11 protein-coding genes and 1 pseudogene are annotated in these 12,263 nt (G+C 67.2%); 10 read left to right on the top strand and 2 right to left on the bottom strand.

The window, feature by feature from the left end; translation table 11 throughout:
* Nucleotides 1–23: 23 nt before the first annotated feature.
* On the bottom strand, nt 24–1,517 hold the full coding sequence (locus LZ605_RS04170) for a helix-turn-helix domain-containing protein (protein WP_249843932.1): 1,494 nt from the start codon (nt 1,515–1,517) through the stop codon (nt 24–26).
* A 460-nt stretch (nt 1,518–1,977) separates the two neighbouring features.
* Between LZ605_RS04170 and LZ605_RS04165 the strand changes: the two genes are divergently transcribed.
* The 6 genes from LZ605_RS04165 to LZ605_RS04140 all read left to right on the top strand — a co-directional run bounded on the left by LZ605_RS04165 (nt 1,978) and on the right by LZ605_RS04140 (nt 8,008).
* The gene (locus tag LZ605_RS04165; protein ID WP_249843931.1) at nt 1,978–2,244 is read left to right on the top strand and encodes a CD225/dispanin family protein; all 267 of its coding nucleotides are present in this window, start codon (nt 1,978–1,980) and stop codon (nt 2,242–2,244) included.
* Between the two features lie 57 nt (nt 2,245–2,301).
* A complete protein-coding gene (locus LZ605_RS04160) occupies nt 2,302–3,186 on the top strand; it encodes an NAD(P)-dependent oxidoreductase (RefSeq protein ID WP_249843930.1) in 885 nt (294 codons plus the stop codon).
* 111 nt (nt 3,187–3,297) lie between these two features.
* The gene (locus LZ605_RS04155; protein ID WP_249843929.1) at nt 3,298–4,437 is read left to right on the top strand and encodes an SPFH domain-containing protein; all 1,140 of its coding nucleotides are present in this window, start codon (nt 3,298–3,300) and stop codon (nt 4,435–4,437) included.
* Between the two features lie 21 nt (nt 4,438–4,458).
* On the top strand, nt 4,459–5,811 hold the full coding sequence (locus tag LZ605_RS04150; RefSeq protein WP_249843928.1) for a TFIIB-type zinc ribbon-containing protein: 1,353 nt from the start codon (nt 4,459–4,461) through the stop codon (nt 5,809–5,811).
* Entirely contained in the window at nt 5,808–6,065 is a 258-nt protein-coding gene (locus LZ605_RS04145; protein WP_249843927.1) for a hypothetical protein, read from the top strand. The genes LZ605_RS04150 and LZ605_RS04145 overlap by 4 nt, the downstream gene beginning before the upstream one ends.
* Nucleotides 6,066–6,343: 278 nt before the next feature.
* Nucleotides 6,344–8,008: a tyrosinase family protein gene (locus tag LZ605_RS04140; RefSeq protein WP_249843926.1), complete on the top strand. Its 1,665-nt coding sequence runs from the start codon at nt 6,344–6,346 to the stop codon at nt 8,006–8,008.
* Nucleotides 8,009–8,105: 97 nt separating this feature from the next.
* Here the strand turns inward: LZ605_RS04140 and LZ605_RS04135 are convergent.
* A pseudogene (locus LZ605_RS04135) lies at nt 8,106–8,159 on the bottom strand (hypothetical protein); the annotation flags it as partial.
* Here LZ605_RS04135 and LZ605_RS04130 point away from each other — a divergent pair.
* The 4 genes from LZ605_RS04130 (at nt 8,149) to LZ605_RS04115 (ending at nt 12,246) form a co-directional block, all read left to right on the top strand.
* The gene (locus LZ605_RS04130) at nt 8,149–8,478 is read left to right on the top strand and encodes a hypothetical protein (RefSeq protein ID WP_249843925.1); all 330 of its coding nucleotides are present in this window, start codon (nt 8,149–8,151) and stop codon (nt 8,476–8,478) included. The pseudogene LZ605_RS04135 and the gene LZ605_RS04130 overlap by 11 nt on opposite strands.
* 102 nt (nt 8,479–8,580) lie before the next feature.
* Nucleotides 8,581–9,189 (top strand): AprI/Inh family metalloprotease inhibitor, encoded by a 609-nt coding sequence (locus tag LZ605_RS04125; protein ID WP_249843924.1) that lies wholly within the window; start codon nt 8,581–8,583, stop codon nt 9,187–9,189.
* A gap of 1 nt (nt 9,190) precedes the next feature.
* Nucleotides 9,191–10,381 (top strand): M23 family metallopeptidase, encoded by a 1,191-nt coding sequence (locus LZ605_RS04120; RefSeq protein ID WP_249843923.1) that lies wholly within the window; start codon nt 9,191–9,193, stop codon nt 10,379–10,381.
* A gap of 140 nt (nt 10,382–10,521) precedes the next feature.
* A complete protein-coding gene (locus tag LZ605_RS04115) occupies nt 10,522–12,246 on the top strand; it encodes a sensor domain-containing diguanylate cyclase (protein ID WP_249843922.1) in 1,725 nt (574 codons plus the stop codon).
* The last annotated feature ends 17 nt before the right edge of the window (nt 12,247–12,263 follow it).

The following is a 12,263-nucleotide window of genomic DNA, read 5'->3' as shown; positions in this document are numbered from 1 at the left end:
GCTTGCGCCTGCGCCGGGCTTTTTCATTGCTCCGGCGTGCGGCGGTAGCTGCGCGGGCTCACCCCGACCACCCGGCGGAAGCTCTTCTCGAAGTGGCTCAGGTCACCGAAGCCGACCTGCAGGGCGACATCGGTGATGCGCAGGCGCTGGCCGCCGCGCAGCAGCTGCTTGGCATGTTCGATGCGCAGTTGCTGCAGCAGCAGCTTGAAGGTGGTGCCCAGTTCGCTGCGGAACAGGAACCCCAGGTGCGACTGGCTCACATGCGCCTGGCGGGCCAGGTCACCCAGCGTCACCGGCTCGGCGGCATGGTCCTTCAGATAGGCCAGCGCCCGTTTCAGGCCATCATGCAGCCCTTCATGTGCCGAGGCCGGCGCGGCCACCGCGTCGTCCTGCCGGGTGGCCTCGGCCGCAGGCGGGTCGATCGCCGCCAATACCGGCACTGGAGGCGCTGCATCGGCGCTGGCCACCAGCCCCGGCGCGTGGCGCAGCACGTCCTCGCGATGGATGCTGCGTCCACCGGTCATCACCGCCAGCCGCACCACCACCCGTTCCATTTCCAGCAGGTTGCCGGGCCAGTGGTGGCTGCGCAGGGTTTCCAGCACGTCACCACCGATGACCTGCGGGTTGAACCCATGCATCTGCAGCGAGCGCGCCACCAGGGCACCGATGTCTTCGGTGCGCTCGCGCAGCGGCGGAATGTCCACGGTGAGGAATTCCAGGCCGGCCAGCAGCGCACGCGAGAACTGCCGCTCGCGCACGCGCTGTTCCAGGTCGGCGCTGGTGGAAGCGATGACCCGGATGGCGTGCACCGGGTCGGCGTCGACCGTTGCCGCCTGCATGCCGCGGATGCTGTGCGAAAGCTGGCCCTGCAAAGCGGCAGGCAGCTCATCCACTTCATGCAGGTACAGGGTGCCGCCGCCGGCACGACCGAACCAGTCGGCCGGCTCACCCTGGGCGTGCGCACAGTTGATCTCCACGAACGGCCCGCGCCGTCTCGGCCCGCCGCTGTGCAGTGCCGCGGCCAGCTCCATCTTCTCGGTGCCGAACTCACCGCGCAGCAATACCGGCAGACGACTGGCGGCTGCGCGCTCGACAAACTCCTCCATCCGCTTCAGCGCGTCACAGGCACCGACCAGCAGCAGCGGCCGGCTCAGGGCCTGCTCGGCCCAGGCCTGCGCTTCGTAGCGCTTGATCAGATGCGCACAACGGTGCGCGAACAGCTCGCCCAGCGCCAGCGCCCGGCTGTCCAGGCGGCCGGGCTCTCCCTCCAGCTGCAGCTCACCCAGCACCTCCCCCCCGTAGCGGATCGGCACGCGTTGGCTGTCACCGGGTGCCTGCGGCGGCGCTGCAGTCGCGGCGTCCTCCGCGCTGCCGGTGCCGGTGCCACGCAGGTGCACGCGCCCACCGCGCAGGGCCTGATGCTGCGAAAACTCCTTCACGAACGCGCCCAGCAGATCGGGCAGGGACCGGTGTGGCCGATAGGCGCGCTGCAACATCTCACTGACTTGCCTGTGCATTGAAACTCCCCTTTCGAATGGCGACCCGGTGCCGTTGCACCAGCCGATCGCGCAATGCGTAGCGTTCTGGCCTCATTGCGTGATGCTGCGATGCCGTCGCCGCACCCCGCGCCAGCCGTTGCATACGCAGATCAACGTTCACGCTGTCCGCCCCCATGCCCCCAGGGAGTTGCCGTCGGTAGCTCGACGATGCGGACGTCGGACGGATCGGGATACCTGCAACACCCTGGCCGGCGTCGCTGCTCCCGATTATCGAAAGTGAGTTTCAGGAAAATCGTGATGATAATCACGTGAATATTCAGAACCGGCGTGGCGCCTCTCGTAGTGGAGGCACCAATGGCAGGCCGAGACGTTGCTTTGGCGCCTGCCAGTGATGACTGGCCATTGCTCAGCGTTCAGCCCGTTCCCAGCGCCGTACGCGCCGTACATAATCCGCGCCCCAATCACGGAGATTCACTGCATGGAACGTACCACCGGCACCACCACGGCCCCGAAGAACTACCTGATGTGGGCCATCCTGAGCATCTTCGGTGGCTTCTGGCCGTTCGGCATCGTCGCCACGGTCTACGCCAACCGCACCTCGTCACTGCTGGCCGCCGGCCAGATCGGTGCCGCCACCGTGGCCTCGCGCAAGGCACTGCGCTGGCTGATCGCTTCGTTCGTCACGCTGCCGTTGTGCGTACTGCTGCTGGTGGGTTACGCGCTGATCCTGCGCGCTGGCGCCTGAGCCAGGCAGGACCGTTCTGCGGCATGATGGGCGCCCTGCCATGATCCGGAGTCTGTCATGCCTGTTGGATTCATCGGCCTGGGCGTGATGGGAACGCCGATGGCGGGTCACCTGGCGCGCTCAGGCACCGCCGTGCTGGGCTGGTCGCGCTCCGGGCGTACCTATCCTGCTGCGCAGGCGGCGGGCATCGGGGTGTGCGCATCGCTCGACGAGGTGTTCGCGGCGTGCGACACCCTGATCCTGATGCTGGCCCATGACGAGGCCATCGGCAGCGTGCTGGACCGCCACGGCGCGGCCTTCCGCGAACGCGTGCAGGGCCGCCTGCTGATCAACATGGGCACCAGTTCCGCCGCGTTTTCACAGGCCTTGTGCGAACAGGTGCGCGGTGCGGGCGGGCGCTACGTGGAGGCGCCGGTGTCCGGATCGCGCGTGCAGGCCGAGGCCGCACAGCTGGTCATCCTTCTGGCCGGGGCACCGACCGATATTGAGCAGGCCACAGCCCTGCTGGCGCCACTGGGCCGGCAATGCGTCGCCTGCGGCCCGGTTCCGTCGGCGCTGCGCATGAAGCTGGCGGTGAACCTGTACCTCATCACGCTGGTCACCGGGCTGGCCGAGGCAGTGCACTTCGCCGAAAAGCACGGCATCGCGCTGGAGCGCTTCGCCGAGGTGCTCAATGCCGGCCCGATGGCCAGCGACGTGTCGCGGATCAAGCTGGACAAGATGATCCGCGACGATTTCCAGGTGCAGGCATCGATCACCGACGTTCTGAAGAACAGCGGACTGGTGGCCGGTGCGGCGCGCGAGGCCGGCATGCACGCCGCACTGATCGAGGACAGCGACGCGCTGTTCGCCCGTGCCCAGCAGATGGGTCTGGGTAGGTTGGACATGGCCGCCGTACTGCTGGCCGTCCGTGCCGGACGGGCCGGCACCGACCGGCACTGACCCGCGCTGCTCCGGGTTCATCTTCCGGCACCACAGCGGTCGGCGCCCGCTGCTATATTCGGTCCAGCTTGGCAGGCATGGTGCCTGCCCACGAATCTCAGGGAGCGGATCATGGGTCTGGTGCAGGCAGTGAAGGGTGCAGTCGGCGGCGTGCTGGCCGACCAGTGGAAGGACTTCTACACCGTGCCGACGGGGCTGCCGTCCACCGCCGCACTGTTCGCCGCGGTGGCCCAGGGTACCAATGGCGGCCGGGGCTCCAACACCAGCGGCTCGTCCAACATCATCAGCAACGGCTCGAAGATCATCGTGCCGGAGGGCTATGGCCTGCTGCTGTTCCAGGACGGTGCCATTACCGCGTTCGTTGCCGAACCCGGCGGCTACGAGTGGCGCTCGGACGATCTGAATTCGCAGTCGATCTTCGCCGGTGACGGCCTGGTCAGCACCTTCATCAAGCAGAGCTGGGAACGCTTCAAGTTCGGTGGCCAGCCGGGCTCGCAGCAGGCCGCCTATTTCGTGTCGCTGAAGGAACTACCGGACAACCGCTTCGGCACCCAGTCGGAAATCTATTGGGACGACGGTTTCCTCAACACCCAGGTCGGCGCGGTCACGCGCGGTTCGTACACGCTGAAGATCGTTGACCCGATCCTGTTCGTGAAGAACTTCGTACCGGCCAGCTACCTGCGGCCGGGCCAGGTGTTCGACTTCACCGACCTGGACAATGCGGCGGCCAGCCAGCTGTTCAATGAAGTGGTCGGTTCACTGGCGCCGGCGTTCAGCCTGTATACCAACGATCCCGGCAAGGGCAACCGCATCACCAAGCTGCAGCAGGATTCGCTGGGCTTCGCGCAGAGCCTGTCGGCCGCGGTGGAACAGGGCTACCAGTGGAAGTCCGACCGCGGCCTGGCCATCGTCAAGACCGCGATCGTCTCCATCGAGTACGACGCCAACACCCGCGAACTGCTGAAGACCGTGCAGCGCGCCGATGCGCTGTCCGGTTCGCGCGGCAATTCCAACCTGCAGGCCAGCGTAGCCCAGGGCATCCAGTCGGCCGGCGAGAACGGTGGCGCGGCGGGCCTGGTGGGCGTCGGCATGGCCTCGGGCATGTTCGGCGTGGGCGGCATGCAGCAGCCGGTGACGCCGGCCGCCGATGACCCAGTGGCCAAGCTGAAGAAGGCCAAGGAGATGCTGGATCTGGGCCTGATCACCCAGAGCGACTACGACGCGCTGAAGGCCAAGGCACTGGGCCTGTAACCGGCAGGACGCACGACGACCATGTCCGATTCCCGAAACGGCCCACCGCCGCTGCCCGGATCCGCGCCTGCGACACCGCCGCCGCTGCCGGCGGCGTCGCTCGATGGCCCGGGTTCGCCGCAGGACGTACCTCCCCTGCCCGGCAGCTTTCCGCTGGATACCTCGAAACTGCCACAGGCGATCCGCGATGAAGTGGAAGCGCCCGACCCGCTGGCCATCGATACCTCGGCCCGCGAACTGAAGGACGGCCTCAACCGCTGTCCCAAGTGCGGCGCCACCGACATCCGGCCCAAGCCCGGCACCGACATCCTCATCTGCCTGTACTGCCGTCACCAATGGCAGGGCGAGCGGGTGGAAGAGGCATTCGGGCTGGGCGAGGACATCGACCAGCTGCGCGGCACCGTCATCGCCTCCGGTGCGCGTGACATCGATGCCGACACCTCAGCGCTGATGACCTTCAAGTGCACCGGCTGTGGTGCCGAGGTGACGGTCAACACCGAAAGCACCATGACCGCACGCTGCCATTGGTGCCGGCATGTGTTCGGCGTCAACGAGCAGATCGCCAACGGCGCCGTGCCCGATGCCGTGCTGCCCTTCCATATCAGCAAGGACGATGCGGTCGCGCGCATCCGCCAGTTCGTGGACAAGCGCCGGCTGTTCGCGCTGAAGGCCTTCAAGCAGCAGTTCACCCCGGAAAACGTGGTGGGCGTGTACCTGCCCTACATGATTGTCGACAGCAATGTCAGCGCAGCGGTGGCCGGCAAGGGCGAGATCCAGACCCGCCGCTACGAAGTGGGCAACGACAAGAACAAGCGCACCGTGTATGACGCCGATGTCTACCAGATCGAGCGCCAGGTCGATTTCACCGTCGACGATCTGCAGATGGAATCTTCGGCCGAGCGCGGCAACCTGGATGTCAGCGCCAACACCAACAACATCATCAACACCATCCTGCCGTTCGACACCAAGAACGCGGTGAAGTGGAACGCCTCCTACCTGGCCGGTTTCACCTCGGAGAAGCGCAACGTGGACGTGGAGAAACTGCGTCCGCGGCTGGAGGACCAGCTGCTGTCGATCGCGCGCTCGCAGGTGGAAGCATCGGTACGCGGCTACAACCGCGGCGTGCGCTGGGAGCAGGAGCAGCTGGAAGTCCACGGCACCCGCTGGGTATCGATGTACCTGCCGGTCTGGCTTTACTCCTACCACCAGCCTGGCCGCAATGGCGGCATGCTGCACTACATCGCAGTGAACGGCCGCACCGGCGAAACCATGGGCAGCGTGCCGGTGCAGCAATGGAAGATGCTGCTGGCGGCACTGGCCGCCGGCACCGTCATCGAAACCCTCGCAATTGCAATCCTGATGGCAACCTCATGAGCGACGACAGTGGCCTCTGGCTGTTGGCGGCAGGCCCGGCCGGCGCAACCGCGCTGTACTGGGCGCTGTATCGCTACTACCGCAATACCGACAAATCGCACGCCTTCGAGCACGAGACCGAGGTCAAGGCGAAACCGGTCACCGGCTCCAACCAGAAGGTGGGCCAGGTGCGGGGCACTGAAGCCACGCGCATCGACGGCGACAACGTGTACGAGTATCGACGGCGCGTGGTCCGCGTGAAACCGGAGCCGTAGAGCCAGGCCATGCCTGGCTGAGGTCGAAGACGCCCCGACGACGACGGTGAACAGCTTCAGCCGCGGCGTGGTGCGCGCGCCGCTGTCTGTGGCTTGCTTCGCAGATCGTCGCGAAGGCACATGCCTATACTACCGCCGCTTCCACCCCGGCCATCACTGCGCCAGCCGGTGGAAGCGGCGGGGCTGGATGGCCCCGTCGGGCCGGCCGCCCTGCTGCCGCCGGCCCTGCCAGTGATTTGTAACCCAACGCGGTTCAACCAATCACCAGGGGGAAGGCCATGCGCTACACACGTCGTGATTTTCTTGCCAGCACCGCCAGTGCGTCACTGGCGTCACTGATCGCACCCGGGGCCTGGGCTAGCGGCGCCGCGCCGGCCGACAAGGCCGTGCAGGCTCGCTACCACCGCTACAGCGTCACCAGCCCCGAAGGCCAGGGCATGCTGAAAAGCTACGCGCGCGGCATCGAGGCCATGCTGAAACTGCCGGCGAATGATCCGCGCAACTGGTTCCGCAATGCCTTCGTGCACCTGATGGACTGCCCGCACGGCAACTGGTGGTTCTACGTCTGGCACCGTGGCTATGTGGGCTACTTCGAGCAGACCATCCGCACGCTCAGTGGTGATCCGCAGTTCGCGATGCCCTACTGGGACTGGACCGAGCTGCCGCGCATTCCGCCGGCGATGTTCGATGGGGTGCTGTCGCCTACTGACAGCGCCTACGCCCCCTACACGCGCAACCTGGCGGTGTTCACCCGCTTCATGCGGCCGGCGCTGCAGCGTTACTGGGATTCGCTCGATGCCGGGCAGCGCGGACAACTCAAGCTGCGCGGCTATCTCACCGCAGACGATGTCTGGAACGATGTGACCGGCTACAGCGCCACCGAGAAGACCGGCATCTCCGGCAACGCGGCCTACGCGATCACCTGCGGCGCGCGCTATCTGTGGCGGGAAAACCCCGGCTTCGACGACAAGACGCGCTCGGCGGTTTCACCCGACACCATCCATGCCGGGCTGTCGCCGGTGGAGTTCTACAACGCCGATGTCAGCCGCAGCTTCACCAGTTCGCGCACGGCCTCACACGTGGTGCAACCGGATGGCGCCACGAAATTCTCGGTGCTCGAAGGCTTCCCGCACAACAAGGTGCACAACTGCATCGGCGGTGTTGGCGCGGTCGATCCCGGCCCGTACGGCAACATGACCAACTTCCTGTCGCCGCTGGATCCGATCTTCTACCTGCACCACGCCAACATGGACCGCCTGTGGGATGTGTGGACGCAGCTGCAGTACCAGCGAGGCAAGCCGATCATGCCGGTGGACGTCGAGCAGCGGCGCCAGTTCATGAACGAGCCGTTCCGCTTCTTCGTCAACGCGCAGGGTGGCTTCGTCGGCGAGCGTCCGGCCAGTGCGTTCTTCTCCACCACGGCCTTCGACTACGACTACGTCTACCCGGGCCGCAACGACCTGCTGAAGACCGCCGCGCAACCGGCCGCCGCCGGTGCGGTGCGGCTGGTGCGCGGCACGCGTTCCGACGGCGCGGTGCGCGTGGCCATCCCCGATGAAGCGGTGCGCGCGCACCTGGCATCGGCAGGGCCACGTCAGCTGATCGCCGAGGTGACGCTGGAACGACCACGCGGGTTGAACAACACCCGCGAGTTCGACGTGCTGATCAACGCGCCCGCAGGCACCACCTCGGTAGCGGCCGACAGCCCCTACTACGCGGGCACCGTATCGTTCTTTGGCCCAAGCATGCCCGGCATGGACCACAGTCATCCCACCACGTTTGCGGTGCCGTTGCCGCAGAAACTGGGGGCACTACAGGCACTCAACGCCGCCGCTGGCGGGGCGAGGACGCTGGAGATCCGTCTGGTTGCGTCGTCCGGCCAGGCGCCGCAGACATTCCCGGTGCTGGATGCGTCCATTCTTGTGGCACCGCAGCAGCCATGATGGCGTACGGCAGGTGCCGGCACTGTCCGGCACCTGCCTTCGGCACGCCGGCCAGGTCCAGCAGCAGGCCGGCAATGATGCCGGTGCGGTCCTTGCCGGCCATGCAATGGAACAGCACCGCGCCATCCTGTTGTGCGGCGATGCCCTGCAATACCTGCCTGGACTGCGCTTGGCTGTGGCCCAGCCACTGCACATCGACCTCGCCGAGTAAATCGGGGAAGTGGGTCATCATCGTCGGCGGCCACGGGCTTCACGTTGGCGGCAGTAGCCTGGGGCGCGACGGCCTGCGGTGCATCGGCGACCAGCGCCTGGGCAAGTCCATCGACGAGGAACGGATCGCTGGCCGCACCCTGCTGCTGCGTGTGCTGGTGGAGGGCCTGGCGATGCGCGCAGTGCGCGATCCGGACCTACCGCCAACCAGGGTGCGTGCCCTGCTGGCCGATGCCATCGGCCGGGTGATGGCCGATTGAGAGCGGCGACCACGGTGGCTCGGAACGCAGCGATGTACCATCACGCGCTCTCCCGCCCCGCCGGTCGGATACTCGCCCGGACTCCCGCCCGAGGATCCTGCGATGGCTGCCGTGCTTGCCCGTACCTGCCTGTCCGCACTGTGCTGTCTGGCCCTGCCCGCCCTGGCCCAGGACGCCTCGTTCGGCGTCGGCCAACAGACCACCCGCACCGACCAGACTACACAGACCAGCAGCACCCAGACCCAGAGCGCTGACGTCTCCGCCGCCGGCAACAGTGGTGCGATGACCACCCAGACCACCACACAGGGCAGCTCACATACCGAGTCACGCAGCGAAAGCAGCGGCATGGATGTCGAGGTCGGTTTCCACGACCGGAGTGACGACTGGGGGCATGAGCACCGCCGCAATGAACCCGATGTACGCGACGGCGATCTGTTCGGCCGCTGGACGCTGGGCCAGGAAAACGGCAGCAGCTGCACCATCGAACTGAAGAACAACGAGTGGTTTGGCGGCTACAGCGCCTACGTGCCCGCCGGCTGCCCGGACGGCTTCTTCTCGGCCAACCGCTGGCTGCTGTCGGGCAACCAGCTGCTGCTGACCGATACCAACAACACCGTGCTGGGCCGATTCCGTGCCTCCGGTGGGGGGCGCTGGTCCGGCGCCCGCGAATCGGACGGGGCGCGCCTGTATCTGAACCCGACGGGGCGCTGACATGTTGCGCAGGCTGCATCTGTTTCCGGCCGGCATTGCCTGCGCACTGCATGCCGCCCTGCTGCTGCCCGCCCTGTCTGGCGCCGGCGCGGCCTCCGCGGCGCCGGCGCTTGCCCCGGTTGAGGCGCGCGTACCGTTCGCCCCCTCGCCCTTCAATGGCAGCGACGGCGCGCGCCACCTGGCCTATGAACTGCACATCAGCAACTTCTACGGGGATACCGGCGCGCTGGCACCGCAGGGACTGGAGGTGCGTGCAGACACCTCGGCATCGCCGTTGCTGCAGCTGGATGCTGCGGCATTGTCAGCATGGGCGCGTCCGGCCGCCGCAGAAGGCGCACCGTTGTCGATCGCTGCCGGCAAGCGCCTCACCCTGTTCATCTGGCTGAGCCTGCCAGCCGATGCACCGCTTCCGCACGTTCTCAGCCACCACATCGATTTCACCACGGACAAGGGCGCCACCGTTTCCCTCGACGGCGCTGCGGTGACCGTCGCTGCGCAGTCACCGCCGCAGCTGGGCCCTCCGCTGAAGGAAGGGCGCTGGCTCGCGCACGAAGGCCCCGGGGCGGCGCAGTCGCATCACTGGGGCAGCCTGGTGGCGGTGAACGGTGCGCTGACCATCCCCCAGCGGTTCGCGCTCGATCTGGTGGGGGTGGACGCACAGGGCCGTGCGGTGCATGCCGCTCCCGAGCGCCTGCAACACACGCGCCACCAGGACTGGGTCGGCTATGCGGCACCGGTCATCGCGGTGGCCCACGGCGTGGTGCGCGATGCCCGCGATGGCGAACCGGAGCATGCACCGCTCACCGCGCAGCCGGAGCCCACATCGCTTACCGAAGCCGGCCTGTTCGGCAACTACGTGGTGCTGGAAATCGCGCCCGGCGTGTTCGCCAGCTATGCCCATCTGCGCAAGGGCAGCATCAAGGTCAGGCCCGGGCAGACGGTGCAGCGCGGGCAGGCCCTGGCCGAACTCGGCCAATCGGGTAACTCGGCGGCTCCGCACCTGCATTTCCAGCTGAGCAACAGCGTGCACTTCGAGGGCTCGGAGGGGATTCCCTATGTCTTCGATCGCTTCCAGTACTTCGGTCCGGAATCGGAGGCGCAGCTGTTCGGGCAAGGGCCAGCCTGGAACAGCCCGTCGCCGCAGCCACGCCGGCAGCAGCTGCCGCTCAACGATGTGGTGATCGGCTTCTGATCGAGGCGATGCGCGCGGACCAAAGACCGCCCTCGCCTCACACTGGCATCACCCGTGCTTGGCACTAGATAACTCCGGCGGCGCTAGCATCGCCGGTGCCGTCGCAGCCTCCCGCCCACGCCCCTGCCCTGTCACGCACCATGGACGAAGCCGACCGACTGCTTGAAATCGACCGACTGAGCCTTCTGGATACGCCGCCGGAGCCGGTGTTCGACGCCATCGTCGCAGCGGCCCGTTCCGCCACCGGAATGACCATGGGGCTGATCTCGGTGGTCGCCGAGCAGCGCCAGTGGTTCAAGGCCAACATCGGCCTGGAAGGTGTCAGCGAGACCTCGCGCGACATCTCGTTCTGTACCCATGCCATCGAGCAGGACACCCTGTTCGAAGTCGCCGATACGCGCCAGGACCCCCGCTTCTCCAGCAATCCGCTGGTCACCGGCGGCCCGCGCATCCGCCACTACGTCGGCATCGCGCTCGGCTCGGCCTACGGCGCCCGCATCGGCACCCTGTGCCTGCTCGACCCGATGCCCGGCGTGCTGTCACCCTCGCAGCGCGAACTGATGGTGCACCTGGCGCGGGTCACCACCCAGGTGCTGGAACAGCGCAGCGCACTGCTGGCACAGGTCGGCCAGGCCAAGGCACTGCATCGCGAACTCAAGCGCAGCGAGGATTTCCTCGAGCGCACCAACCGCGCCGCGCGCGTGGGGGGCTGGGAGCTGGACCTGCACAGCAACGAGGTGCGCTGGACCCGCGAAACCAAGCATATCCACGGCGTCCGCGGCAATTACCAGCCGACACTGGAATCAGCACTGTCGTTCTATCGCGCCGACAGCCGCAGCATCATGCAGAGCGCGGTGCAACGCTGCATCGACGAAGGCACACCCTGGGAAATACAGGTGCCGATGACCACTGCCGACCATCGCGACATCTGGGTGCGCGTGGTGGGTGGGCGGCAGCAGGTCGATGGCCACACACGTCTGGTCGGCGCGATCCAGGACATCACCGACGAGCGCGCCGTGCTGGATGCGCTGGAAGCCAGCGAAACACGCTATCGGCGCCTGTTCCATTACAGCCTGGGCCTGATCTGCACGCATACCCTGGACGGCACGCTGACCTCGGTGAACCCGGCGGCCGTGCAGTCGCTGGGTTTCGAGGAGAGCCAGATGGTCGGGCGCAGCCTCGGCGCGCTGATGCCCGCAGATCGCCGCGACGCGTTCGACGCCTACCTGGCACGCATCGCCGCGGCGCACACCGATTCGGGCGTGATCGAGCTGATCGGCGCCGATGGCCATCGCCGCTACTGGGCCTACCACAATGTGCTCGACGAAGAGGCCGATCCGCCCTATGTGCTGGGGCATGCGCAGGACGTCACTGCGCTGCGCCAACAGGAGCGCATCCTGCGCGAGCTGTCCCAGCGCGACCCGCTGACCCACTGCCACAACCGCCGCTACCTGCATCGGCTCGATGCCCTGGTTGACGCGAACTGGGCCTGCCTGCTGTTCGACCTGGACCATTTCAAGCAGATCAACGATCTGCAGGGGCATCGGCGCGGCGACGCGGTGCTGGTGGAGTTCGCCACCTTCCTGCGCCGGCCGCTGGCCGAACGCGAAGTCGTGGTGCGGCTGGGCGGCGATGAGTTCCTGGTCGTGCTGGATGCCCCGCCCGCGCGCCTGGCCGCGCTGGAAGGCTGGTACCGGCAGCATGCCGCGGCCGCACCCACGCCGTTCTCGATGGGCAGCGCCGAGCACCGCCCGGGCGAGGCTTTGGCCGAGACCATCCATCGCGCAGATACCCAGCTGTACCGGACACGCGCCCGCATCCGCCAGCAGATGCGTCCGGCGCAGGCGCCCGATTCCGGGCACTGAACGCCGCCTCCGCTGCC

Origin of the sequence: Stenotrophomonas maltophilia (assembly GCF_023518235.1) — a bacterium.
Taxonomy (GTDB): Bacteria; Pseudomonadota; Gammaproteobacteria; order Xanthomonadales; family Xanthomonadaceae; genus Stenotrophomonas.
The sequence above is the reverse complement of the archived record's forward strand: the minus strand, read 5'-3'. Positions and strand labels throughout refer to the sequence as shown.

Bases quoted from the DNA above. Each gene is read 5' to 3' on its own strand.
- LZ605_RS04115 (WP_249843922.1), top strand. From the start codon at position 10,522: ATGGACGAAGCCGACCGACTGCTTGAAATCGACCGACTGAGCCTTCTG.
- LZ605_RS04145 (WP_249843927.1), top strand. From the start codon at position 5,808: ATGAGCGACGACAGTGGCCTCTGGCTGTTGGCGGCAGGCCCGGCCGGC.
- LZ605_RS04125 (WP_249843924.1), top strand. From the start codon at position 8,581: ATGGCTGCCGTGCTTGCCCGTACCTGCCTGTCCGCACTGTGCTGTCTG.
- LZ605_RS04155 (WP_249843929.1), top strand. From the start codon at position 3,298: ATGGGTCTGGTGCAGGCAGTGAAGGGTGCAGTCGGCGGCGTGCTGGCC.
- LZ605_RS04150 (WP_249843928.1), top strand. From the start codon at position 4,459: ATGTCCGATTCCCGAAACGGCCCACCGCCGCTGCCCGGATCCGCGCCT.
- LZ605_RS04140 (WP_249843926.1), top strand. From the start codon at position 6,344: ATGCGCTACACACGTCGTGATTTTCTTGCCAGCACCGCCAGTGCGTCA.
- LZ605_RS04170 (WP_249843932.1), bottom strand. From the start codon at position 1,517: ATGCACAGGCAAGTCAGTGAGATGTTGCAGCGCGCCTATCGGCCACAC.
- LZ605_RS04120 (WP_249843923.1), top strand. From the start codon at position 9,191: ATGTTGCGCAGGCTGCATCTGTTTCCGGCCGGCATTGCCTGCGCACTG.
- LZ605_RS04130 (WP_249843925.1), top strand. From the start codon at position 8,149: ATGCCCTGCAATACCTGCCTGGACTGCGCTTGGCTGTGGCCCAGCCAC.
- LZ605_RS04160 (WP_249843930.1), top strand. From the start codon at position 2,302: ATGCCTGTTGGATTCATCGGCCTGGGCGTGATGGGAACGCCGATGGCG.
- LZ605_RS04165 (WP_249843931.1), top strand. From the start codon at position 1,978: ATGGAACGTACCACCGGCACCACCACGGCCCCGAAGAACTACCTGATG.